Origin of the sequence: Methylotenera sp. L2L1 (assembly GCF_000744605.1) — a bacterium.
In the GTDB taxonomy this organism is placed as follows: Bacteria; Pseudomonadota; Gammaproteobacteria; order Burkholderiales; family Methylophilaceae; genus Methylotenera.
The window spans coordinates 768,010-792,661 of record NZ_JQMG01000001.1 but is presented as its reverse complement, the minus strand read 5'-3'; the positions used below and the strand labels follow the sequence as shown (position 1 = coordinate 792,661).

25 protein-coding genes are annotated in these 24,652 nt (G+C 44.6%); 4 read left to right on the top strand and 21 right to left on the bottom strand.

What is annotated here, in order from left to right:
• Positions 1-67 precede the first annotated feature (67 nt).
• From FG24_RS03780 to FG24_RS03705, 16 genes are all read right to left on the bottom strand, one after another.
• Positions 68-1,165, bottom strand: a complete 1,098-nt coding sequence (locus FG24_RS03780; RefSeq protein ID WP_051901421.1) for a DUF3108 domain-containing protein — start codon at positions 1,163-1,165, stop codon at positions 68-70.
• Between the two features lies 1 nt (position 1,166).
• Positions 1,167-1,718, bottom strand: a complete 552-nt coding sequence (locus FG24_RS03775; protein ID WP_036301193.1) for a Gx transporter family protein — start codon at positions 1,716-1,718, stop codon at positions 1,167-1,169.
• Positions 1,719-1,784: 66 nt separating this feature from the next.
• The gene (locus FG24_RS03770; RefSeq protein ID WP_051901420.1) at positions 1,785-2,183 is read right to left on the bottom strand and encodes a NusG domain II-containing protein; all 399 of its coding nucleotides are present in this window, start codon (positions 2,181-2,183) and stop codon (positions 1,785-1,787) included.
• Positions 2,158-3,261, bottom strand: a complete 1,104-nt coding sequence (locus FG24_RS03765) for an FAD:protein FMN transferase (RefSeq protein WP_081880931.1) — start codon at positions 3,259-3,261, stop codon at positions 2,158-2,160. The genes FG24_RS03770 and FG24_RS03765 overlap by 26 nt, the downstream gene beginning before the upstream one ends.
• Positions 3,262-3,264: 3 nt before the next feature.
• A complete protein-coding gene (gene gshB, locus FG24_RS03760; RefSeq protein ID WP_036301191.1) occupies positions 3,265-4,197 on the bottom strand; it encodes a glutathione synthase in 933 nt (310 codons plus the stop codon).
• Between the two features lie 12 nt (positions 4,198-4,209).
• Positions 4,210-5,520, bottom strand: coding sequence for a glutamate--cysteine ligase (gene gshA / locus FG24_RS03755; protein ID WP_036301190.1), 1,311 nt, complete (start codon positions 5,518-5,520; stop codon positions 4,210-4,212).
• Between the two features lie 64 nt (positions 5,521-5,584).
• Positions 5,585-6,553 carry a lipoyl synthase gene (gene lipA / locus FG24_RS03750; protein ID WP_036301187.1) on the bottom strand — a complete coding sequence of 323 codons (969 nt, stop codon included), beginning with the start codon at positions 6,551-6,553 and terminating at the stop codon, positions 5,585-5,587.
• Positions 6,534-7,184, bottom strand: a complete 651-nt coding sequence (lipB, locus tag FG24_RS03745; protein ID WP_036301184.1) for a lipoyl(octanoyl) transferase LipB — start codon at positions 7,182-7,184, stop codon at positions 6,534-6,536. The genes lipA and lipB overlap by 20 nt, the downstream gene beginning before the upstream one ends.
• 18 nt (positions 7,185-7,202) lie before the next feature.
• Entirely contained in the window at positions 7,203-7,484 is a 282-nt protein-coding gene (locus tag FG24_RS03740; protein WP_036301181.1) for an HP0495 family protein, read from the bottom strand.
• Between the two features lie 79 nt (positions 7,485-7,563).
• The gene (locus FG24_RS03735; protein ID WP_051901419.1) at positions 7,564-8,742 is read right to left on the bottom strand and encodes a D-alanyl-D-alanine carboxypeptidase family protein; all 1,179 of its coding nucleotides are present in this window, start codon (positions 8,740-8,742) and stop codon (positions 7,564-7,566) included.
• A gap of 18 nt (positions 8,743-8,760) precedes the next feature.
• A complete protein-coding gene (locus tag FG24_RS03730) occupies positions 8,761-9,732 on the bottom strand; it encodes a septal ring lytic transglycosylase RlpA family protein (RefSeq protein ID WP_036301178.1) in 972 nt (323 codons plus the stop codon).
• A gap of 27 nt (positions 9,733-9,759) precedes the next feature.
• Entirely contained in the window at positions 9,760-10,854 is a 1,095-nt protein-coding gene (gene rodA, locus FG24_RS03725) for a rod shape-determining protein RodA (protein ID WP_036301175.1), read from the bottom strand.
• A complete protein-coding gene (mrdA, locus tag FG24_RS03720) occupies positions 10,847-12,781 on the bottom strand; it encodes a penicillin-binding protein 2 (protein ID WP_036301173.1) in 1,935 nt (644 codons plus the stop codon). The genes rodA and mrdA overlap by 8 nt, the downstream gene beginning before the upstream one ends.
• Before the next feature lie 7 nt (positions 12,782-12,788).
• On the bottom strand, positions 12,789-13,268 hold the full coding sequence (gene mreD / locus FG24_RS03715) for a rod shape-determining protein MreD (protein WP_036301171.1): 480 nt from the start codon (positions 13,266-13,268) through the stop codon (positions 12,789-12,791).
• A complete protein-coding gene (gene mreC, locus FG24_RS03710; RefSeq protein ID WP_036301168.1) occupies positions 13,255-14,298 on the bottom strand; it encodes a rod shape-determining protein MreC in 1,044 nt (347 codons plus the stop codon). The genes mreD and mreC overlap by 14 nt, the downstream gene beginning before the upstream one ends.
• A gap of 188 nt (positions 14,299-14,486) precedes the next feature.
• Complete coding sequence (locus tag FG24_RS03705) at positions 14,487-15,530, bottom strand: rod shape-determining protein (RefSeq protein ID WP_019896877.1); 1,044 nt, start codon at positions 15,528-15,530, stop codon at positions 14,487-14,489.
• A gap of 292 nt (positions 15,531-15,822) precedes the next feature.
• Here FG24_RS03705 and gatC point away from each other — a divergent pair, with 292 nt between their 5' ends.
• From gatC to gatB, 3 genes are read left to right on the top strand one after another with little or no spacing between them, the layout of a single operon-like run.
• The gene (gatC, locus tag FG24_RS03700; protein WP_036301165.1) at positions 15,823-16,137 is read left to right on the top strand and encodes an Asp-tRNA(Asn)/Glu-tRNA(Gln) amidotransferase subunit GatC; all 315 of its coding nucleotides are present in this window, start codon (positions 15,823-15,825) and stop codon (positions 16,135-16,137) included.
• A 7-nt stretch (positions 16,138-16,144) separates the two neighbouring features.
• Positions 16,145-17,644: an Asp-tRNA(Asn)/Glu-tRNA(Gln) amidotransferase subunit GatA gene (gatA, locus tag FG24_RS03695; protein WP_036301162.1), complete on the top strand. Its 1,500-nt coding sequence runs from the start codon at positions 16,145-16,147 to the stop codon at positions 17,642-17,644.
• Complete coding sequence (gene gatB / locus FG24_RS03690; protein WP_036301160.1) at positions 17,644-19,092, top strand: Asp-tRNA(Asn)/Glu-tRNA(Gln) amidotransferase subunit GatB; 1,449 nt, start codon at positions 17,644-17,646, stop codon at positions 19,090-19,092. Before gatA ends, gatB begins: the two co-directional genes overlap by 1 nt.
• Before the next feature lie 172 nt (positions 19,093-19,264).
• On the opposite strand, the gene FG24_RS03685 is transcribed toward gatB, so the two are convergent.
• Both FG24_RS03685 and pyrE read right to left on the bottom strand, forming a co-directional pair.
• Positions 19,265-19,954 carry a DUF4124 domain-containing protein gene (locus tag FG24_RS03685; RefSeq protein WP_036301157.1) on the bottom strand — a complete coding sequence of 230 codons (690 nt, stop codon included), beginning with the start codon at positions 19,952-19,954 and terminating at the stop codon, positions 19,265-19,267.
• A gap of 78 nt (positions 19,955-20,032) precedes the next feature.
• Positions 20,033-20,686: an orotate phosphoribosyltransferase gene (pyrE, locus tag FG24_RS03680; RefSeq protein WP_036301154.1), complete on the bottom strand. Its 654-nt coding sequence runs from the start codon at positions 20,684-20,686 to the stop codon at positions 20,033-20,035.
• A gap of 32 nt (positions 20,687-20,718) precedes the next feature.
• On the opposite strand from pyrE, the gene FG24_RS03675 reads away from it, so the two are divergent.
• Positions 20,719-21,489, top strand: coding sequence for an exodeoxyribonuclease III (locus tag FG24_RS03675; RefSeq protein WP_036301151.1), 771 nt, complete (start codon positions 20,719-20,721; stop codon positions 21,487-21,489).
• 16 nt (positions 21,490-21,505) lie between these two features.
• Here FG24_RS03675 and FG24_RS03670 read toward each other — a convergent pair whose 3' ends face one another.
• From FG24_RS03670 to metX, 3 genes are all read right to left on the bottom strand, one after another.
• On the bottom strand, positions 21,506-22,795 hold the full coding sequence (locus FG24_RS03670) for an AmpG family muropeptide MFS transporter (protein ID WP_051901569.1): 1,290 nt from the start codon (positions 22,793-22,795) through the stop codon (positions 21,506-21,508).
• Between the two features lie 83 nt (positions 22,796-22,878).
• Positions 22,879-23,499, bottom strand: a complete 621-nt coding sequence (gene metW, locus FG24_RS03665; protein WP_036301144.1) for a methionine biosynthesis protein MetW — start codon at positions 23,497-23,499, stop codon at positions 22,879-22,881.
• Entirely contained in the window at positions 23,489-24,631 is a 1,143-nt protein-coding gene (gene metX / locus FG24_RS03660) for a homoserine O-succinyltransferase MetX (RefSeq protein WP_036301141.1), read from the bottom strand. Before metX ends, metW begins: the two co-directional genes overlap by 11 nt.
• Between the last annotated feature and the right edge of the window lie 21 nt (positions 24,632-24,652).

Below are 24,652 nucleotides of genomic sequence, written 5' to 3'. Positions count from 1 at the left end.
TGATATTTAGCGATTAGCTTACTTAGGCTGCGTACGCAAATGAGCTGCGGTATTTAAGCAATAAGCCTTACTCTGGACGGATCGTTGAAATAGCGGTGACCGTTTGCTCGATTACTCCACCATCTTTTTCTGTTTTGCGTATTTTCACCGGAATGTTTTGGTAATCTAACGCAAGCCAAATTTCTGTTTTCTCCAGATTATCCCCACTCTTTAATAAATGTAAGGTGTTGAGCTCACCTAGTTTAGTGGCAATGGTCTCTTCACCTTCAAAGCTATAGGTGTAAGTGCGTAAATATTTACCATTGGTCATGGTGATCTGCATGGAGTTTAATGGCGGCGTAAACATAAACTGGTACATAAAGCTTAAAAAATCTTGAGTACCTTCAGGTAGTGCTTCTGATTTTTTGCCTTTTTTACTGGTCATTTCTATCACACCGTCAGCCCAGGACAGCTGTGCATATTGATTTTTGTCACTATTGTTCCCATATTGATAAGCATAATAGTTTGGCTTTAAGCCTTTTTCATCAACATTACCTTCGCTGTATTGTTCTAGTGTACTTAGAAAGAGTGAAGCGACTCCTTTTGCCTCAGTAATGCTGGTTAACTGATAGGTGCTTCTACGCACGTCCATGTTGAACGTAATTTGGGTAATACCAAGCACGCCTGAATCATCGCCACGCGTGACTTCAAATTCGGTTTGCACGTATTGATAAGCAGCTGTTATGTGTGTATTGGTGCTACTTGCAGTTTCAGTAGCCGTTGTATTATCTATCGTGTTCTCTGCTAATAAATCTTCACTTTGAGGTGGGCTAATAGCTTCTGTATTAGTTGGATTATCAGAGTCTAGTTGATTGATATTGGTGGCTTCAGTACTTAATAGGCTCGCAGGCACTTCGGAGTTTGGTGTTGGCACCACTTTATTAGGAGCTGGTGATTTCGGTGTAATTGCATTTGGGCGGACTTGTGTGGTGGTTGGTGTGATTAGTTTTTTCTCTGGTAGTGTCTTTACCAAACGTACGTTAATGGATGTTAGATTTTCAATATCGGAAGGGAGTGATATAGCGTAATTACTGAGCAGTACTGTATGTAAAGCCAAAGAAATAAAAGCTGCAATTAACAGCGATTTGTTTTGGGCAATACGTAATTTTAAGGTGCTCAGTATCATGTTACTTTGTCATGAGTGATGTTGCAGTTGCTGACTTTGAATCAATTTTGTTTTCCAAGCTATTATTAAGTAATTGATGTGTAATCAGTCCATTCACTATCCCAAAAAATAATGCGGCTAGTGCAAAAATCGGAATCAAATAAGCAACGCTGGCATGTGGAATCAGCCATAGCCTTACAATAATCAATTGTCCCGTAATGTGTGCAAAAGCGGCGAGTATGCTTAATGATACCGTACCAAAGTACTTTCTAGGTAAGTGCATACTTAGCCACAGTACCCCCAAGCTCAATAATACACCTGATAGGCTCAGTATAAAGGTCGGTGATAGGAATTGCCCTAACAGCAGGCTGCTGGCAAATACACGGAGTATGCTTACCCAAGCTGCGCTGGCAAAGCCATATTTAAATAGTACATATAAGGTCACAATGTTTGCGATACCTGGCTTAACGCCTGGTAAAGGGGATGGAATCACCGCTTCCAACATATGTAACGCAATAGCAAATGCTGCAAGTTTGGCGATGCGATGGTCGTCGAGGGTAGTGTTAATCTGCATGTAATCGTTTATTTATGATTGTTGTGCTATTTGTATACTACTATTCTTATACTATTATTTTTTATATTAATAGTTGAGTGAGTCGTAGTGTTTTGTTTCGCCGACTAGTTCTAAACTCAGTTGGTTTGGTAGGCAAATAGCTGCTTGGCCTGATCGTGATAGCCAGCCTTGGTGCACACAGTATTGATTATGGCATGGGGATTGAGAAAATCTGGCTTTGCCATTCATGATACTGATGGTGGAGGTACCTAGCGTTCCTTTAACATGGATATCACGCTGTTGATTAAGGCTGTAGGTGCCATAAACGGTATCACCTAGGCGGATTTGGACTGTTGTTGCGTGCTCATGTGACCATAGGTGTTGAAACAGAACGATGACCAATACGCTGCTTGCAATCAATATGAGCCAATCACCAACGAGCATGGCACTTGTTTTAGCTTTAATGTTGCGTAGTAGTTTGAACATGCACATGCTTCTTAAAGTCTTGATCAAGCCAAGTTAGTTTATTCTGCATTTCTTTGGTGACAAAGACTTGAGATGATTGATCAATCACCATAAAGTATTTTATGCCCATCACATTAGCGATTTTTGCTTTGCTTTCCGCAGGCTCAATAAAAATGGGTTTTGAGGCAACATCAGACACTACGCCAGCTTGTGGATGATTTGGTGCTTGCGGAGGAATTAATACGGTCACCGCTTGCGTATGTTGTACTGGGTAGCCTGTGCGCGGATCAATGATGTGGCAATAGCGTTTACCATCTAGCATGAAATAACGTTGATAATCACCAGACGTACCTATTGCCCAGCCATCAAGTAAATCAAGCGTGGCAATCGCAGAGGGTTTACGCGGGTGCTGTACCCCTACTCGCCACGGCTTATCTCCATGCTGGCCAAGCGCGATGATATTGCCACCTATGTTGATGAGCGCATGCTTAACATGTTGCTTGCGTAAGTAACTTACAGCTCTATCTAGTGCATAACCTTTTGCATAGCCACCTAAATCAAGTTTGACGCTGCTATTTGTACTGTAAGTAGTATTGTTTGCAACAACAATATCATCCATGCTTGGGTTAGCTTTAATGAATGCTGCAATTTTTTTATCATCGATACTGGTTGCGGCAAACTCATCGGCTTGAAACCCCCATGTGCTGATTAAATGACCGATGGTTGGGTTGAACAAGCCATTAGATTGTTTTGATAGTTGCGCTGCATCTTGCAGAATTTCTACCATGAGTGGGCTGATATTTAATGGCTTGCTTTGGGCAGCGAATGCTAAGTTGAGCGCACTTAGTTCACTGACTTGGTTTTCAGAAATCGGCTTCCATGCGTGTAACTGATGATGCAGGTGTTGAAAATCTTGCATGATTGTATTTGAAAGCGACTTAGCTCGGTCTTCTGGTTCGCCATAAATACTGATATCAACCAGTGTGCCAAATACATAGCTTTGGCTGTGGTAGAGCGGTGGTTTGTTATAAGCAATGAACCCTAATATTGCCATGCAGCATGTGGCTACAATCAATACGGTGCTCAATCCTTTACGCATTGATTAATGCTGTTTTTGCTCTAGGGCAGTGATAAAGAGGCTAGCGGGATTGCAATCGGTTTGATTGGCAATCTCGACCATTCCTGTAGGGCTTGTTACGTTGATTTCAGTCAGGTGCTCACCAATGACATCTAGCCCCACTAGAAATAAGCCTTCTTGTTTCAGCACTTTCCCTACGGTGATTGCTATATCACGGTCTCGCTCAGTGAGTGGTTGAGCAACACCAGTACCTCCCGCGGCTAAGTTTCCACGTGTTTCTCCCGCCATCGGGATACGTGCGAGTGAATAAGGCAGTGGTTCGCCATCAATCACAATAATACGCTTATCGCCATGCACAATCGCTGGTAGATAGCGCTGCGCCATGATAGTGCGGGTGCCAAACTCGGTAATTGTTTCAAGAATCACGCTGATGTTATGGTCTTGCAAAGTTAGCCTAAAAATACTGCTACCGCCCATGCCATCTAAAGGTTTAACCACAATATCTGCATGTTGTTTTAAAAAATCACGAATAGACTGCTGATTTGCTGTCACCAGAAACTCAGGTGCAAATTGCGGAAAGCGAGTGACTGAGAGTTTTTCATTCCAGCCACGAATAGCGACAGGGTTGTTAAATATGCGTGCACCCTGCTTAGCTGCTATTTCAAGTAGATAGGTGCTGTAAAGATACTCGTTATCAAAAGGCGGGTCTTTGCGCATGATAATCGCATCAAACTGACTAGGAGCGAACTCTGTTTTTTCCGCAGTGGTGTAGCTTTGTCCAGAGAACTCAAACTTCTGCACATTAATTCTGGCTTGTTCACCACGCAGAAAAAGATCGTGTTGCAAGCTTACGAATAGCTCGTGGCCACGCTGACTAGCCTCTCGCATAATGGCGAGGCTAGTATCTTTATAGCTTTTTAAGCTTTCAAGTGGGTCCAGAATAAATACTAGTTTCATGTGCGTATGACTTTATTGATTAAGAGGGTCTTGCTCTTGCAACTCAATAGCAGCGGCCAGTAACGCTAAACGTGCGACTACACCATAAGCGTAAAAACGGTTAGGCGTGGCATCCGGTGCGCCAGCACAGTCCGGTAATGTACAGGGCTTTTCAAAAGCTAAAGGTACAAATTGAGAGCCTGGTGCATTCAGGTTTTCATCGATGCCTCTGCCAGTATGTACTCGGTAAAAGCCACCAATCACATAGTGATCCATCATATAGACTACTGGTTCGGCAACCGCATCATTGATGCTCTCAAACGTGTAGACGCCCTCTTGAATAATCACTTCAGTGACCTCCAAACCTTCTTTAATCACTGACATTTTGTTGCGTGCCTTGCGATTTAAACCACGTACGTCATCAGGTGATTTCACGGTCATAATGCCCATGCCGTAAGTGCCAGCATTGGCTTTTACAATCACAAACGGCTCTTGAGACACACCATACTCGGCGTATTTGATTCTAATTTTTTCAAGCAACGATTCAACTTTAGCGGCAAGGCAGTCTTCACCAGTGCGCGCATTAAAGTCAATTTCACCGCAAGTTTCGAAATATGGATTGAGCAACCACTCATCTATACCAAGTAAGGTAGAGAATTCTTTTGCCACTCGATTGTAAGCAGAAAAATGTTGTGATTTTCTGCGTGTGCTCCAGCCTGCGTATAGCGGTGGAATCAAGTCTTGTTCTAAATCTTTAAGAATATCAGGGATGCCGCCAGATAAATCATTATTAAGCAAGATTGCACAGCTATCAAATGCACTCAGGTTAGTATCACCTAGTTTAGATGCAGGAAGACTGAGGCGGTTGCCTTGGCGCACCACAGGCTCTAATAATAGTGGCTGGCCATCATGTGTTTCTAGCAAAGTAGGCTCGGTGATTTCTGGAGAAATTGAACCGATTCTTACCTCCATGCCGGCTTGTTTTAAGATGTTCGCCAACTCAACTACGTTGCGCAGGTAATAAGTATTGCGCGTGTGATTCTCAGGAATAATCAGTAAGCGGCTAGCTTCTGGACAGATTTTTTCAACCGCCACCATTGCTGCCTGTACGCTTAAATGTAAAAAGTCAGGATTTAGGTTGTTAAAACCACCGGGAAATAAGTTGGTATCGACAGGGGCTAATTTAAAACCAGCATTACGTAAATCAACTGAGGCATAGAATGGCGCGGCATGCTCTAACCATTGTGTACGAAACCAATGCTCAATCTTTGGCATGGCATCCAGCATGCTTTTTTCTAGAGATAACAGTGGGCCATTGAGAGCTGTTGTTAAATGCGGAACCATATTTTCCTTTTTTGAACTTTAATGCGGTTATTTAGAGTAATCGCTATTGCCAACACAGTGCGATTTACGTAATCACTTGGTGCGCCTGTGCATCAGCATGATAGCTACTTCTTACCATGGGGCCGCTGGCCGTATTATTAAAGCCCATTGCATCAGCTTTTTGTTTTAAAGTTTCAAAAATTTGAGGTTCAACATAGCGCATCACTGGTAAATGATGCACGCTAGGCTGTAGATATTGTCCTAGTGTCAGCATGCTGACTTGGTGTGCTCGTAAATCTTGCATCACGGCTAGAATTTCTTCGTCAGTTTCGCCCAAGCCTAACATCAAGCCAGATTTAGTTGGAATGTGCGGATACATTTCATTAAATACTTTTAATAAGTTTAATGAGTTTTGATAGTCTGAGCCGGGTCTTGCTTGTTTGTATAGTCTAGGGATAGTTTCAAGATTATGGTTCATCACGTCGGGCGGTGCCTTACGGAGAATCTCTAGTGCCACATCCAAACGCCCACGAAAATCTGGGACTAAGATTTCAATTCTGATATTGGGTGAATGCGCACGCACCGCTTTAATACAATCGACAAAATGTTGTGCACCACCATCTAGTAAATCGTCACGATCCACGCTGGTAATGACCACATAATTGAGTCGCATCTGTGCAATGGTTCTTGCCAGATTTTCGGGCTCATTTACATCTGGAGGTAGAGGTTTTCCGTGTGCTACATCGCAAAATGGGCAGCGGCGTGTACAGATGTCGCCCAAAATCATAAAAGTGGCAGTACCGCTACTGAAACATTCGCCGATATTAGGGCAACTGGCTTCTTCACAAACGGTATGTAGATTATTCTCGCGCAGTACACGCTTAATTTCCTGATAGCGTGCGCCATCAGGTGCTTTCATGCGTATCCACTCAGGTTTACGCTGAATTGGCTGCGGAATGATTTTAATTGGAATGCGCGACGTTTTTGCCGCGTCAATTTCTTTTACCCCAGCAACTTTTGGTGTGGGCGTTTTATTAGGGGGTACGTTCGTCATGCAAATGCTCTAGTTTGCTGGTAAGCATTGCTACAAGTTGCTCACCAATGGTTTGTATATTGGCATCAATGCCTAGGTCTTTGGTTTGTGTCACTGCAAGCCCTTTGTAGCCACAAGGGTCAATCGCGTTAAATGGGCTTAAATCCATGTCTATATTAAGGCTCAAGCCGTGATAGCAGCAATTATTTTTAACACGTAACCCTAATGAGGCTATTTTGGCTTCGTGTGAATTTGCTAAGCTTACATAAACGCCAGGCGCATCTTTTTTTGCTATTGCGCTTACATCATATTGCGCCAGTAATTCTATCACTGTATTTTCCAGCAAGCTGACTAAACTACGTATATTAAGATTGCGTCTTGATAGGTCTAATAAAACGTAAAGGATGACTTGGCCAGGGCCGTGATAGGTGATTTTCCCACCACGGTCGGTATTCACGACGACAATGTCATCACGGGAAGGTGGCGCTACCTGTTTACGGTTAAGCCCTAGTGAGTAAACTGGTGGGTGTTCAGTGAGCCAAATTTCATCGGCCGAATCAGCCACTCTGGCAGCTGTGAATTGTTGCATTGCCTCACATGTTACTTCAAATGAGGTGGTGCCTAAATTTCTAACGATAATATTGTTTAACATCACAAGCGGATGAGTATGTTAAAGCGTGTACTTCACTAAAGGGTGTGATGTTAATAAGCGGTAAACATCATCAAGCTGAGCTTGTGAAGCTACATCAACAGAACACGTCAGACTGATATATTTACCGTTAGAACTTGCGCGCATTTCGATGTGCTCAGCATTAAAGCTTGGCACAATGGTTTGAATCAAGCCAATGATTGTCGTCGAGAATATTTCTTGCGTTTCACCCATCACTTTAATAGGAAATCGGCAAGGGAACTCGATGAGTGGCGGTGTTGCTTGCGGGTCAATATCAGTCATCTTAATAGCGTTTATCTTTTAGTTCCGTTTATCTTGATTCAGTTTATCTTTAGTTCCATTTAACTTGGTTAAGTTAAGCTTATTGCATCATTAATTTAATAGAATCCCAAGCGCGGCCAAACAAGCCTGCTGCTGCAACTGATCGGTCTGCTACTAATGCACGCTCGCTGATCGTTCTGCCATTTAATACAAATTTAACTTGTCCAATCACTTGTCCTTTTTTGATGGGGGCGATGAGTGGCTGTGTGCTTGAAACGATGGCTTTAACATTGGCGTACTCGCCCTTTGGCAACGTTAGGTAAAGATCATTTGCAACCGTTGATGTGATTTCGTTTGCGTCACCTTTCCAAACTTTAAGTTTGCTCACTGCCTGACTTTGTTTGTACACTAACGTTGAATCAAAAAATTGAAAGCCGTAGTTCAATAGTTTCTGGCTTTCTGTGGCACGCGCGGTATCTGTTGGTGCGCCAAGAATGACTGAAATATGGCGGGTATTGTCGCGTTTTGCGGTAGAAATTAAGCAATAACCTGCAGATTCAGTATGGCCGGTTTTCATGCCATCCACATTAGGGTCTAACCATAAAAGACGGTTACGGTTGGCTTGTTTAATATTGTTGTAGGTATATTCTTTAACTGAGTATAAGCGTTTGTACTCTTCTGGAAAATCGCGAATCAGGGCGATGGCTAGCGTCGCTAAGTCTTCTGCCGTGGTGTAGTGTTGCGTGTCTGGCAAGCCAGTAGCATTCATGTAGTGCGTGCTCTTCATGCCTAGACGTTGCGCTTCTTTGTTCATCATCTGTGCAAATTGTTGCTCTGTACTTGCAATACCTTCTGCTAATGTAATAGAGGCATCATTGCCTGAAACAATAATCATGCCGTGCATAAGCTCATCAACAGTTGCAGGTTTATTTGGCTCAATAAACATTTTTGAGCCTTCAGTTTTCCAAGCATGTTCGCTGACTGGCAGGGTTTGGTTAAGTTGCAGATGGCCATTTTTAACTGCTTTAAATACGAGATAGGCAGTCATGATCTTCGTCAGTGAAGCTGGCTCTACGCGCATGCTGGCATTGTGCTGTGCAACGACGTGACCATTATTGAAATCTTTAAGTAAGTAAGCTTTTACCGCTAAATTTGGCGGCGGTGCGATTTGTGCTGCACCAGCATGAGCCAAGTTTGTGAAAGAGGCGACAGCCAAAGCAATGGCTAAAGAAGATTTTGCAATAATGCGAGTGAAAGCGTAGTTTTTAATGATATGCATGAGATTTAATAGATAGATTTACTGATTGGTAACAATGGCTGATATATTTAGCTGGCTTCGTACTTTGTTTGCATGGATATCGGCCTCTCTTTTACTTGAAAAGGGACCTAACCTGACGCGATGCAAACCGTTATTATACACGTTAGTGACGGCGGCATTGCCCGCAAGGTCTAGGGTAAGGATTTTCTTTTGCAACACTTCACCGTTAGCCTCACTCTTGAATGCACCTGCTTGCACGTAATAGCTGGCGGGAGATACTTCCTTGTTTGAGGCTGATTCTGCAGTTGGCGTGTTACTTGTGTTGAGTGAATTACTATACTCGCCTATTTGAGCTGTGCTTGCATAGGATGGTTCAATTTTTGCAACATTTATGTTGGCTGCATTTTTTAAAGCTTCCGGGCTGGTATCAATTGCAGTGACTTCGACTAAACCACTACCTTGAGCGACTAACCCTAATTTATAGGCCGCAGCGTAAGATAAATCAATTAAACGGTCATGTTTAAAAGGCCCTCTGTCATTGACGCGCACGACAACTGCACGGCCATTGGCAGGATTCACGACCCTTACGTAGCTAGGAATTGGTAACGTTGTGTGTGCCGCAGACATGCTGTACATGTCGTATACTTCGCCGCTAGAGGTTTTTCTGCCGTGATAGCGCTTTCCATACCATGACGCAACACCTTGCTTTGTATATGGCGCATAGTTCGTCATTGGCACATATTTTTGACCTAAAGCTTGGTAGGGTTTGTTACTGCTGACCAATGGTTTTTCTGTTCTAGGCTGCGCATCTGGAATGCTGGCAATATCAATGGATGTGTTGTCGCCTGGACCATCATCAAGATAATAGCCGCCGCCTTTACTAGAACCATTGGGCTGTTTGGCCGCAGTGTTTTTAGCGCTGGTTGATTCTGATTTTGTGTTGGATGTACCGGCGCATGCGCTTAATAATGCCATACATAGAATGATGATGCTTTTTTGGAAAATAGCCATTAAATCTCTCCTCTGTCATGCAAGCAGCTAGGTTGCAACGAGTTTTTTATGGGTGTGTATACTCATCAAAATACCAAACCCCAGATACAGTGTCACCAGTGAAGTGCCGCCGTAGCTGATGAGGGGTAATGGTACACCAACTACCGGTAAAATACCGCTTACCATACCCATGTTGACGAACGCATACGAGAAGAAGTTGAGCGTGATACTGCCTGCTAATAACCTGGAAAACGTATTTTGGGCTTGTGAGGCAATCACTAGGCCGCGTGCGATAATCAGGCTAAACAACGTTAGCAGTAACATATTGCCTAAAAAACCGAACTCTTCACTGAATACAGCAAAAATAAAGTCCGTGGTGCGTTCTGGTAAAAAGTCCAGTTGGGTTTGTGTGCCATTAAGCCAGCCCTTGCCTGCACTGCCGCCTGACCCAATGGCAATAATCGCCTGAATCGTATGGTAGCCGGCACCTAATGGGTCTTGGGTGGGGTCAAACAGGATTTCAATGCGTTTCCTTTGGTATTCATGCAATAACGACCAGAAAACAGGCATTAATGCGAGTAAAGAGGCTGATGCTACCAATAAAAAGCGCCAACTTAGGCCGGCCAAAAATAATACATAAAAGCCAGACGATGCAATTAATAGCGATGTACCTAAGTCCGGCTGCTTCATGATCAGTGCAACGGGTATTGCTAGCAACACGCTACCAACCACAAAGTTACTGCCACTAGGTTTACCTTCTCTGCTGGCAAAGTACCAGGCGAGCATTATCGGTACGGCAATTCTCATTAATTCTGATGGTTGAATCTGCATGAACCCTAAATTTAACCAACGGCGCGCACCGTGACTGATGGTGCCGAACAGCGCGACACCTATCAGCAACAGTAAGCCCAAGATATAAAGCGGACGCGCTGCCCGCTCTAGATTCAGTGGTGAAATATTGGCGGCTAACCACATTGCCCCCAGTGCCACTGCAACGTTGACGCCTTGCGCATAAATACGTGAAAAATCTTGGCCCGAGGCACTGTAAAGTACAAATAAACTCAATAACAACGCAAAAAATAAGCAAGCCATTAAAAATGAATCGAAGTGCTTGAATAGAAAGTGAAAGATTTTGCTAATCATGTAATTCTTCTTCAGTAATGGTTGCAGTGCCAGTGGCACTTGCTGGCACTGGTGCAGCTACTGCCGACGGCTCAATGGCTGGCATTTTTCCTAGCAAATAATAGTCCATGACTTTTCTCGCGATCGGCCCAGCTGTCGAGCCGCCATGTCGGCCATTTTCCACAATCACGGCTACGGCAATGGTAGGGTCTTCGGCTGGTGCAAATGCAATAAACAAGGCGTGATCAAGGTGGCGCTCGTTCATGCCTTGTTCGTTGTATTTTTCATTTTGCTTAATGCCAATCACTTGGGCAGTGCCCGTTTTTGCTGCGATTGAATAGCCAGCATTTGCGCCCACACTGGCAGCGGTACCTCCTGGCAAGGTGACGTCGACCATGCCGCGTTTTACAATGGCCATATTTTCAGGGTTCAGCTCAATGCGGTCTTGCACGATGGTAGGGATATCTATTTGTTTACCGGTTAAACCGTTTTGAATTTTAGTGACTAAATGCGGCTTCATTGCGACCCCATTGTTGGCCAAAATTGCAGTCGCTTGTGCTAGTTGTAGCGGCGTGACCAAGGTATAGCCTTGACCAATCCCTACAATCACTGTTTCACCAGGGTACCACGGTTGTTTGTAGCGACGCTTCTTCCACTCGGGTGTAGGTAGCAATCCGCCAATTTCTCCCTTGATATCTAAATCAGATTTTCTGCCAAATCCAAAGTGGCTTACAAACGATGTGAGCCTTTCAATGCCCAGTTCCATGGCTAAACCATAGAAAAAAGTATCACAAGACACGGTAATGGCCTTTTGCATGTCCACCATGCCATGTCCGCTTGGTTTCCAATCGCGATAGCGATGCCGACTGCCTGGTAACATGAAGAAGCCTGCATCTTGAATCGCAAAAGGTGGGTTGCGTTTTCCAGCTTCTAGCCCAGCCAATGCTACAAACGGCTTGAATGTAGAGCCAGGTGGGTAAATGCCGCGTAATGGTCGGTTGATTAAAGGTTTATCTAAAGACTCGTTGAGTAATTTCCAGTTTTCGCTGTCAATCCCATCCACAAACAAGTTGGGGTTGAATGTGGGCTGACTGACATAGCTGAGTACCTCGCCAGTTTTAGGGTTGATTGCGACCAGTGCGCCGCGCCTTTCGCCAAACGCGGTTTCGGCAATTTCCTGTAGTTTGCTGTCCGCTGATAAAATCAGATTGTCACCCGGAATAGGTGCATTGCTGGATAGCACCCTAACCGCGTGCCCATCAGCATCAATTTCAACTTGCTGAAATCCGGTCACGCCATGTAGTTGTTGTTCATAGAACTGCTCTAGCCCACTTTTACCGATGTGATCTGAGCCTTTGTAATTGGAGTAAACGCCATCACTCTTTAGGCTCTCAATGTCTTTATCGTTGATGCGCCCAATGTAGCCCACCATGTGCGAGCCAAGTTTGCCCAAGGGGTAATGTCTGAACAGGCGTGATTTAATCTCAACACCAGGAAAGCGGTAATGATTAACCGCAAACTTGGCGGCTTCAATTTCGTTGAGATGCGTACGTATCGGCGCGCTTTCAAAGCTATGACTTTGTTCTCTGAATTTTTTAAAGCGTTTTTTATCCAGTGAGCTAACTTCAATCAGTTGGCCTAATTCGGTAATGGTATTTTCGAGATTTTTTACTTTAGCCGGTGTTATCTCTAGTGTGTACACAAAGAAGTTGTGTGCAAGTACAACGCCGTTTTTATCTAAAATCAAACCCCGATTAGGGATGGTAGGCACTAGAGAAATGCGGTTATTTTCTGCCAGTGTTTGATAGTGGTCGTAATGCAGAATTTGCAGATAGTAAAACCGAAATGCGAGTAGTGCAAATAAGCTAAGTACAACCAAGCCTGCGACGCCTAGGCGTAACCTAAAGTAATATTGCTCATGAATATAGTTTTTGAGTTCAGCAACCATACTTACATTACTTGCTACGGGAAGGTCTGCTGGTGTTTAAGCCAAGCGCAACGGCTGCCTGCCACAAGATGACGCCAGTGATACTGGGCAGGAAATAAGTCCAACCCAATGCATCGTTACCGGAAAATATTTTAACGGTGAGTAAGGTAAGTTGTGAAATGATCAGCAATAACAGTACATAAACCAACTGCTGCGTGTTGCTAAATAACACGAGGCGGCGCTGGTAGATAACAGCCACAAAAGTGGTGACGGTGTAAGCCAGTGCATATTGGCCAAACACGCCCCCAGTTGCTAAGTCTACCCATAACCCTATAAACCAAGCGGTGCCAATGTTGCATTTATTAGGGGCGCGTAGAATCCAGAAAACGATGACTAATAGTACAAAGTCTGGGCGCAGCTTAAGGGCTACGCCAGACCATGGCAGTAGCAGGCATATAAATGCGACTAATAGCGATAAGTAAATAGTTTGTAGCTTAGTCTTGTGCATGAGGTTTGTTTTGGGTGTTAGCGTCAACAGCGACTGCTGGTGCTTCATTCGTTATTTTTTTATGTTGATCCAACTCTTTAAGAGCGCTAGGTTTTGATTTTTCGAGCGTAGCATGATTTGCGTCAGTATTTACTATCGGCTGTTTGGTCGTGTTTGGCGGAGTAATGCTTTCAGATGGTGAGATGCTAACAAGTAGCACTTGCTTGTGGTTCTCGATACCGCCAGTAGGTGCGCAAACAATTCTCGCGAATGGAGAGTCTTGTGAGGTTTGAATCTCGGTCACGGTAGCGACAGCCAGCCCTTTTGGGTAAATGCCATCAATACCAGACGTAATTAGCTTGTCACCAGGTTTAATATCTACATTTGCGGGCAAGAACGGCAAGTCTAATGTGTTGTCACGACCATGCCCAAAAGCAATAGCACGTAATCCATTACGTTCTACTTGGATAGGAATCGTTAATGACTGGTCAGTAATAAGCGTCACCTCACTGCTCGCCGGATAGGTGCGTGTCACCTGGCCAATCACACCTTTTGCATCAACCACTGCCGCACCATTCACAACTTGATGTGCGCTGCCGCGATTGACGATTATTTTTTTGGTAAAAGGGTCGCGGCCAACATGTAGTATTTCGCCAAGCTGGCTAAATTCTTCAAGTGATTGATTGGCTTGTAGTAATTGTCGCAGGTTGGTGTTCTCTAACTCTAATGTTTTCATTTTTTGCAGAGAGATTGCCTGTACTAAGGCTTGTTTTCTCAGCAGTTGATTTTCATCGAGTAAGCGATGGTGCGTAGAAAAATACTCGTTAGTTGAGTCGTATAGCATGGAGGGCGCGTTTGCAATCAATTGTAAGGGCTGTAACACCACCATCAAGTGTTCGCGTACCGTGCCTAAATATTGCAATCGAGAATCTGTTGCCATTAGCGCTAATGATAGCGCGGAAAAGAAAGCTAGGCGTGCTAGTGGGCTAGGGCCGCGCGCAAAAAAAGCTGGGGCTTGTTGTTGATCCAGATTTTGATGATAGCCAGCCATTGTGAGTGAGTTCTAGTTCCAAATGATAATGCGATTAGTAGGAAAACGATAGGCCGTATTGATACGGCCTATCGTGATTGTTTCAATCAAAACTGTTTCAATTAAACCAAAAGCCAAAAACTGATGGATACTCAGTGACAGTAGTATTTACCGTTTTCAGCATGCTTGGTTTTTTTGAGAGTCTTTGCTTATTCGTAAGCGAAAATGCTACCTAGTCTATCCATTTCCTCCAGTGCGCGACCACATCCGCGGGCTACACAGGTGAGTGGGTCTTCTGCCACAATGACAGGTAAACCAGTTTCTTCAACCAATAAGCGATCTAAATCACGTAGTAATGCGCCACCGCCAGTGAGTACCATGCCTTTTTCTGCGATGTCTGCACCTAGTTCAGGTGGTGTTTGCTCAAGTGCTGATTTAACAGCGCCTACGATGGCGTTGAGCGGTTCGGTCAAGGCTTCAAGAATTTCATTGCTTGAAATCGTGAATTTGCGTGGTAAACCTTCTGCAAGGTTGCGACCAGTGACTTCCATTTCCAGTACGGTTGAGCCTGGGAATGCAGAGCCGATTTTTTTCTTGATCGCTTCAGCAGTTGGCTCTGAAATTTGCATGCCGTAATTGCGGCGGATGTAATCAATAATCGCTTGGTCAAATTTATCACCGCCTACGCGCTCTGATTTTGCATACACAATACCGCCAAGTGAGATAACGCCCACTTCAGTGGTGCCGCCGCCGATATCCACTACCATAGAGCCAGTGGCTTCTGATACTGGCATATCCGCGCCAATTGCCGCTGCCATTGGTTCTTCAATCAAGAATACTTGTTTAGCACCAGCGCGCTCAGCAGATTCTTTAATGGCGCGGCGCTCAACTTGAGTAGAACCAACCGGTACGCAAATGATAATACGTGGGCTTGGCGCAAACCAGCGTGAATCATGCACGCGGCGAATAAAGTACTTGAGCATTTGCTCGGTGATGGTGAAGTCTGCAATCACGCCATCTTTCATTGGGCGAATGGCTTGAATGTTTGCAGGCGCTCGACCGAGCATGCCTTTTGCCTCTGCACCAACGGCGAGAAGGATTTTTTTGCCATTAGGGCCACCTTCTAAACGGATAGCAACGACTGATGGTTCATCAAGTACGATGCCTTTGCCGCGAGAGTAAATCAGGGTGTTTGCTGTGCCTAGGTCAATGGCAAGATCATTTGAAAAATAACTACTTATAGAACCGAACATTATGTTTTTCCTGTGGTGTGGAGCTTGTTTAATACCGTTTACTTGTTTAATCCTTTGGTAATCGTCACTGACGCGATTAAGGTACACGTAAAATCAGGTTATAATACCGTATATCTTGTTGAAAATTAAGATGCATTGGAAAATTAAGGTGCATCAAGATAGTTTTAGGACAGAGGTGTTAGCGTAATGGTTGCCCCATCACTTGCTTACTGCTTCAATTGACAAACAAAATATAAAAAGATAGGTTTTTTACCTACTCAATTTCAACTAACCATTTCGGACTGTTAGAAGTATGGCACTTAGTACAGAAGATATAAAAAAAATAGCGCATCTTGCCCGTATTGAGGTGAGTGATAGCGATGCTGCTGCAACCTTGTCAAAATTGACAGGCATCTTGGGCCTTATTGAGCAGATGCAGGCGGTAAATACCGATGGTATTGTACCGATGTCACATTCTCAAGACGTGGTGCAACGGTTGCGAGATGACGTGGTGACCAAAACCAATCTGCGTGAGGCATTTCAAAAAATTTCGCCTGCAATTGGCAATGGCTCCGAAGAGCGCGCGGTGGATGGCGGTCTTTATCTTGTCCCTAAAGTAATCGAGTAATCGCAATATGATCAACAGTAGCTTAAAAACATTAGCCCAGATGTTGGCTAATAAAGAAATTTCTAGCGTAGAACTGACGCAAACTTTTCTGAACCGCATTGATGCGTTTAACCCAGAGATTAATGCTTACATTGCATTGGACCATGATAGAACGCTTGCTCAGGCAAAAACTGCTGATGCGCGTATTGCGGCTGGCAATGCAACACCATTGACGGGCATTCCTGTCGCACAAAAAGATATTTTCTGTGCGCAGGGCTGGAAAACCACTTGTGGTTCAAAAATGCTGGAAAATTTTATCGCACCATACGACGCACATGTGATTACACAGTTTAATAATGCGGGTGCGGTGAATTTGGGTAAAACTAATATGGATGAGTTTGCAATGGGCTCATCTAATGAAACCAGTTACTTTGGTGGGGTAAAAAACCCGTGGGATTTCAGCCGCGTACCTGGTGGTAGTAGCGGCGGTAGTGCTGCGGCAGTGGCTGCGCGTTTATGTGCTGCGGCAACTGGTACGGATACTGGTGGGTCAATCCGTCAGCCAGCTTCACTGTGTGGTTTTACTGGATTAAAACCAACCTATGGTGTGGTTTCACGCTACGGTATGATCGCGTTTGCCTCTAGCTTGGATCAGGCTGGCCCGATGGCTAAGTCTGCTGAAGACTGTGCGTTGATGATGAATGTGATGGCTGGTTTTGATGAGCGTGACTCAACCAGTTTGAATCGTGACAAAGAAGATTACACCCGCGAGCTTTACAATTCAAATCCAAATAAGCCGCTACAGGGTTTAAGGGTTGGCTTGCCGAAAGAGTTTTTTGCAGACGGTTTGGATGCTGGTGTTGCAAAGGTTATTGAAGACGCGATTACTGAATACCAAAAATTGGGTGCTGAAATTGTAGAAATTTCACTGCCAAATACTGGCTTGTCGATTCCAGTCTACTACGTACTAGCACCTGCTGAGGCATCAAGCAATTTATCACGCTACGACGGTGTGCGTTATGGGCACCGAGCGTCAGAATATACTGATTTGATGGATATGTATTGCAAGAGCCGTGCTGAGGGGTTTGGTGCAGAGGTTAAGCGCCGTATTTTAATTGGTACTTATGTGTTAAGTGCAGGTTATTACGATGCTTATTATCTTAAAGCACAGCAGATCCGCCGTTTAATCGCGCAAGACTTCGAGGAAGCTTTCAAAAAATGTGACGTAATTATGGGGCCTGCGGCACCATCTACTGCGTTTAAAGCAGGCGAGAAAGTGGATGACCCTGTTGCAATGTATCTGCAAGATATTTATACCATCTCAACCAACTTGGCTGGCTTGCCTGGCATGAGCGTCCCTGCTGGTTTTGCTACAAGTACAGATGGCAAACCCTTGCCAGTAGGCTTGCAAATCATAGGTAATTATTTTGATGAGGCGCGTATGTTGAACGTGGCGCATCAGTATCAACAAGTGACAGATTGGCATGCTCAAGCACCAACCTTGGATAAGCCAGAAGGAACCGCATAATGGAATGGGAAGTCGTGATTGGGTTGGAAACGCATACCCAACTAAGAACAAATACTAAAATTTTCTCAGGTGCTTCAACTACTTATGGTGCAGAGCCGAATACGCAGGCTTGCGAAGTGAGTATTGCGTTGCCTGGCGTGTTGCCAGTCTTGAATAAAGAAGCGGTCAATTGCGCGATTAAATTCGGTTTGGCTGTGAACGCCGAGATTGCTCCGCGCTCTGTGTTTGCACGTAAAAATTACTTTTATCCAGATTTACCTAAAGGCTATCAAATCAGCCAGTACGAGCTGCCTGTGGTGGGTAAAGGTGCAGTGACCATTCAGGTGCCGGCAGTTGGTAAAAATGCTGCCTATGAAAAAGTGATTAACATCACGCGTGCGCATTTGGAAGAAGACGCTGGTAAGTCTGTCCATGGCGCGGTCGAGGGGATGAGTGGTATCGATCTTAACCGCGCGGGTACGCCATTGTTAGAAATTGTGACTGAGCCGGACATGCGCTCAGCAGCTGAAGCCGTTGCCTATGCAAAGAAACTGCATGAGCTGGTGCAGTGGATTGGTATTTGCGATGGCAATATGCAAGAAGGTAGTTTTAGATGTGACGTTAACGTATCGGTGCGACCAAAAGGTACTGAGAAGTTAGGCACGCGTCGTGAAATTAAAAACCTGAACTCATTTAAATTTATGCAGCAGGCGATTGAGTACGAAACACGCTGGCAGATTGACACCTTAGAAGATGGCGGTACGATTCAGCAAGCAACCGTGCTGTTTAATCCAGACACGGGTGAAACACGTGCGATGCGTAGTAAAGAGGAAGCGAACGACTATCGTTACTTCCCTGACCCTGATTTGTTGCCATTAGAGGTCACTGAATCGGATAAGGCGCGTGTTGCTGCGCAAATGCCGGAGTTGCCAGAGGCAATGAAGTTAAGGTTTGAAACGCAATTTGGCTTAACTAGCTACGATGCGGCAAGCTTGACGGCAAGCCGTGAGCTGGCTCAGTATTTTGTAGAAACAGTGGATGCGGGCGCAGAGGCAAAACCTGCTGCCAACTGGGTGATGGGTGCAATCTCGGCAAAACTGAATGCTGAAGAAAAAGCACTGGCTGAATCACCTGTGAACTCGGCGAGTTTAGCAAGCCTGCTAAAACGTATTGCTGATAACACTATTTCAAACAATGCTGCCAAACAGGTGTTTGAGGCTATGTGGAATGGTGAAGGTGATGCAGATGCCATTATTGACGCTAAGGGTTTGAAACAAGTGTCTGATACTGGCGCAATAGAAGCCATTATTGATGAAGTGTTGGCTGCGAATGCCGCAATGGTAGAGGAGTTTAAGGCTGGTAAAGAAAAAGCATTTAATGCTTTAGTCGGCCAAGCCATGAAAGCTTCAAAAGGTAAAGCTAACCCTGCGCAAGTGAATGAAGTATTGAAGAAGAAACTAGGCGCTTAGTTCGTACCAATTAAATGTGCGCTTAGCTTAGTATTTAGAGAACAAGCTAGTAAGCAAGCTAAAATAAAAGCCTTACGGTGTTCACCTGTAGGGCTTTTTGATTTTTGGGTGGTCATTAAGATTGGCTGTGTTGATGGTCACACGATTATTAAACTGTAGCTGGCTTCATAATTTATGGCGCTTCTTTGCTAGGCTGGCTCTTAAGTAGGAGATAGCGTTTTTTGTCTTCATCAAAACGTTTTCGAGTTGCACCAATGGCGTTGTTGCGTGCTGATATTTCTTTATTGAGGCTATCAAGCTGCGCTTGTTCGTTGACAATATCAGCTTTTAGTTCTTTAGGAGTGACCATTTTCCTTTTCTCAAAACTGGCAGCCATTACTTGTTTTGCATCAAGATTTTTTTGATGGTTAGCTTTTTCTTGCTGTAAATTCTCTAGTGCAATTTTGTCTAGTTGAATATTACGTTCTAGCGCTAGGTCTATTTCATTGGCATTGGTAAACGCGCCAAGTAATGCCTTATCCTTCTTAGCTTGTTCTGATTTGGCGTACTCCATTTTAGCAAGCTCATCAGTATTGTCTTGAGTTGGTGCTGACTTGTTGTGTTTGACAGTGACTCCCTGACGGTTAATCAGGGAGTTCTCACGGTTGATGTACTGCATAGGGATGGAGTCACCATAATGGGTGACCCCTTTTTCATCTTTCCATTTTACGATGCGGCCTGTACCCTCTGCTTGTACATATTGGATTGAGCATAGCATGAGACATAGACCTAATGCCGACAGCATGCTGACAGCCGCCTGATGGATTGTTGCTGAAGCCAATAAAATTGGCTTTTGAGTGTGTGGTTCAAACAATCTTTCCATGTTGATGTGAATAACCTTTCTGGTTGTTCATTAACTATGGATCAGCAACTATGCTTGTAATAAGCTGCCTGTAGTTAATTAAATGACACCATATTGTTGTCGATATGCTTCAACTGCATGCAAATTTTGCGCCATCTCAGTTTTGTCATGCAAATACGTCAATAAATCATTTAGATTGGCGATAGCACAAACTGGTATTTTGTTGGTGTTAATGACCTCCTGTACGGCTGAAAGCTCGCCTAAACCTTTCTCTTGTCTGTCGATGGCAATCGCCACACCGCAAGCGCTGGCGCCGCTGGCATTAATTAGCTCAACAGATTCACGCACTGAGGTGCCAGCCGAAATCACATCGTCGATGATGAGAACTCGACCCTTGAGTGGGCTACCCACAATCACACCGCCTTCGCCGTGATCTTTGGCTTCCTTGCGGTTGTAAGCATAAGGGACATTGTGACCATCTTTGGCAAGTGCAATGGCAATACTTGCCGCTAATGTAATGCCCTTATACGCTGGGCCAAATAACATATCGAATTCAATGCCGGAGTTTTTAATGGCTTGCGCGTAGAACTCGCCAAGTTTCATCAGGCTTTCGCCATCGTTAAACAAACCAGCATTAAAGAAGTAAGGGCTTAGCCTGCCTGCCTTGGTTTTAAATTCACCGAATTTTAAAACCTCTTTTTGAATTGCAAATGCGATAAAATCTTGTCTGAACTGATCGAGTGATTGAGTCATAATAGCTTCTGTTAATTATTTGGAATTAAGTTTTGAAGATTATATCGTTAAATTTAAATGGCATTCGCTCTGCAACTAACAAAGGTTTGTATGCGTGGTTAAAAACACAGGATGCCGACATCGTTTGTATGCAGGAAATCAAAGCGCAAGCTGGCGATATGACTAATGAAATGTTGAATCCAGAAGGGTATTTTGGTTGCTTCCATTACGCAGAAAAAAAAGGTTACAGCGGTGTGGGAATTTACTCAAAAATCAAGCCCGATCGTATTGTAGAGGGTTTAGGTATTGCTGATATTGATAACGAGGGGCGTTATATCGAGGCTAGATTTGGCAATTTAAGTGTGGTGTCGCTATATTTGCCCTCAGGCTCCAGTGGTGAAGAACGGCAAGCCTTTAAGTTTAGTGTGATGGAGCGTTTTATGCCGCACTTGAAAATGCTTAAGGATAGCGGTCGCGATGTGGTGGTTTGTGGCGACTGGAATATCGCACACAAAGAGGCTGACTTAAAAAACTGGAAAGGCAATAAAAAGAACTCAGGATTTTTACCTGAAGAACGTGCTTGGCTGACCACATTGTTTGATGAGGTGGGCTGGGTGGATGTTTACCGTAGCTTATACCCTGAAACTACCGACGCCTGTTACACGTGGTGGAGCAATCGCGGTCAGGCCTGGGCAAAAAATGTGGGTTGGCGTATCGATTATCAAATTGCAACTGCAGATTTTGCGAGCAAAGCACTTAGCAGTAGTGTTTATAAAGATGAGCGCTTTAGTGACCATGCGCCATTGATTGTGGAATACCAATAGCTTTTATTGGGAGTTTTTAGTGATTTTGCTGGATGTCTTTTGCAGCTTCATTCCATGGTGCTATTTTAAGTAGTAGCACCATGCCCGGGATGGCAATCAAAAAGCACAGAATGAAGAAGTCTCGCCAGCCCATGCTCTCTACCATGTAGCCAGTTGCCGCATTTGCAAAAGTGCGCGGTACCGCGGCAAAGCTGGTAAATAATGCAAATTGTGTGGCGGTATATAGTGGGTGCGTAGTTTTGGCAATATAGGCAACAAAAGCAGCAGTGCCCAGCCCTACGCCTAGTGCCTCTACCCCAATCACCATGCCTAGCCATACTAAGCGCTCCTGTAAGGTGATGCTGGTGCCGAAGATTTGTAATTCAAAAAACGAACTGAATAGTGTAGGGTTGTTTGCCGCATTGGCAAGCCAAGCAAAGCCTAGGATTGCAACCATCTGCACTGCACCGAAAATCCATAATGATTTGTTGATGCCAAGCTTAATCATCCAAAGGCCGCCGATGAGGCCGCCCAGCACGCTAGGCCATAGGCCTGCATTTTTAGCGATCAAGCCGATTTCAGTTTTGCTGTAGCCCATGTCTAAATAAAACGGGGTGGCCAGCGCGGTGGTCATACTATCCCCTAGTTTATATAGAAAAATAAACGCGAGGATGAATAGTGCAGATTTTAGTCCGTTGCGCTCAATAAACTCTTTAAAGGGTTCTACAATCGCTGCGCGTAAAGTTTTTGGTGCGCCATCCTTCAGCGCTGGTTCCGTCACTAGTAGCGTCATGATAAGACCCGGCAACATAAATAGTGCCGTAATCATAAACACGCTGCTCCATGGCAGGTGGTCTGCCAAGATGAGTGAGAGTGAGCCTGGTATTAAGCCTGCGATTTTATATGCATTCACATGCACGGCGTTACCTAGGCCCAGTTCGGCATCTATTAGTAGCTCTCGTCGGTAGGCATCTAATACAATGTCCTGAGAGGAGCTGAAGAAAGCCACCACTGTCGCTAGATAAGCGATGCTCCATATATCAAATTTTGGGTTAAATACACCAAAAGCTGGAATCGATAGCAGTAATAACACTTGCCAGACTACTAGCCAGCCACGGCGGCGGCCGAGCGGTGGTGTGAAACGGTCAAACAGCGGCGCCCATAGAAACTTCCATGTAAATGGCAGGCTGATTAATGCAAACAAGCCAATCGACTTAAGATCTACACCTTCAGAGCGCAGCCATGCGGGTAGCAGACTGATGAGTATGAAGAGAGGAAGGCCTGAGCTAAACCCTGTAAATACACAGATGAGCATTTTTTTGCTCATGAGTGACTGACGTATGGTTGGCTGTGCGATTGTTTGCAAAATAATTACTTATATTTCAAGACGTAGATTTCAAGGTTCGGATTTTAAGACTTAGATTTCAAGCGATACATTGCCAAGCTGCCCAGCAGATTTGGCATGAAACTCACTTCTTTGCCATCTGTAATCACGCGGCGCTCTAAAATCTCAATGTTGTGATGATGGCAAAACTCATCAAAGTCGTTAATCGTGCAGAGATGCACGTTAGGCGTGTCGTACCATTGGTATGGCAGTGCCTTGGAGACTGGCATGCGCCCTGCTGTGATTTGCATACGGTTGCGCCAGTAGCCAAAGTTGGGGAACGTGACAATAATCTCTTTACCCACGCGCAGCATTTCCAGTACGATTTCTTCAGTATTGTGCATGGCTTGCAGCGTTTGCGAAAGAATCACAGTGTTAAATGATTGATCTTCAAAGCCTGATAAGCCATCTTCCAAGTCCATTTGGATGACGTTTGTGCTATTGGCAATGCATGCCAGCAAGTTGACATCATTTTTTTCTACGCCGTACCCTTTTACTTCAAGTGAGCTTTGTAAAAATTGCAATAGTTCACCGTCGCCACAACCCAAATCTAGCACCTTGGTGCCAAATTTTACCCAATTTGCGATAATTGCAAAATCTTGACGGTATTGCGCAACATTTTTTGTAATATTTACATTATTCTGCATGGTTGCCACCAACTTCAATATTGCTTAAATAAGCACGCAAAATAGCGTGGTAGTGTTCATCTGGCATTAAAAAGGCATCGTGGCCATGTGCTGCGGTTACCTCAGCATAGCTGACTGTGCTTTCATTATCGAGCAGCGCTTTCACAATTTCGCGTGAACGTGCTGGAGAGAAGCGCCAGTCGCTGGTGAATGACAACACTAAGAATTTAGCTTTGGCCTGGCTTAGGGTTTTGCTAAGGTCGCCGCTATAGGCAAGGGCTGGGTCGTAATAGTCTAATGCACGCGTCATACGTAAGTAAGTGTTCGCATCAAATTCACCTGCGAACTTATCACCTTGGTAGCGCAGGTAAGATTCCATTTCAAATTCAACGTCAAAGCTATATTTGATGTCGTCTTTAAGCTTGCGGCCAAATTTTTCACCCATGGCGTCATCGCTAAGGTAGGTGATGTGGCCAAGCATGCGCGCAATACGCAGGCCACGGCGTGGTACCACGCCATGTTCGTAGTAGTCACCACCGTGAAACTCAGGGTCTGTAATAATTGCTTGGCGTGCAACCTCGTTAAATGCCATATTTTGTGCAGTGAGGTTAGGTGCAGAGGCAATTACTAAAGCATGACGGACACGATCAGGATAAGCGAGTGTCCATTGCAGCGCTTGCATGCCGCCAAGGCTGCCGCCAATCACTGCTGCTAGCTGCGTAATACCGAGTTGGTCTAATAAGCGCGCTTGGGAGTTGACCCAGTCTTCCACCGTGACGATAGGGAAAGCTGAGCCCCATGGTTTGCCAGTTGCTGGATTAATGCTCACTGGGCCAGAACTACCATGACAGCCACCTAGGTTATTAACGCCAATCACGAAAAATTTATTAGTGTCCAGGGGTTTGTTTGGACCCACTAAGTTATCCCACCAGCCTGGATATTTGTCTTGCTCTGAGTATTTGCCAGCCACATGATGTGTACCTGATAGCGCATGGCAAATCAGGACTGCATTAGACTTATCGGCATTTAAGGTACCGTAGGTTTCGTAGACAAGGTCAAATTGCGTTAGCACCGCGCCACTTTTAAGGGTAAGCGGTTCGCTAAAAGATGCAGTTTGTGGGGCAACAATGCCGATAGAGTTATTTTCAGACATAGCTTGATTATACTATGCCGC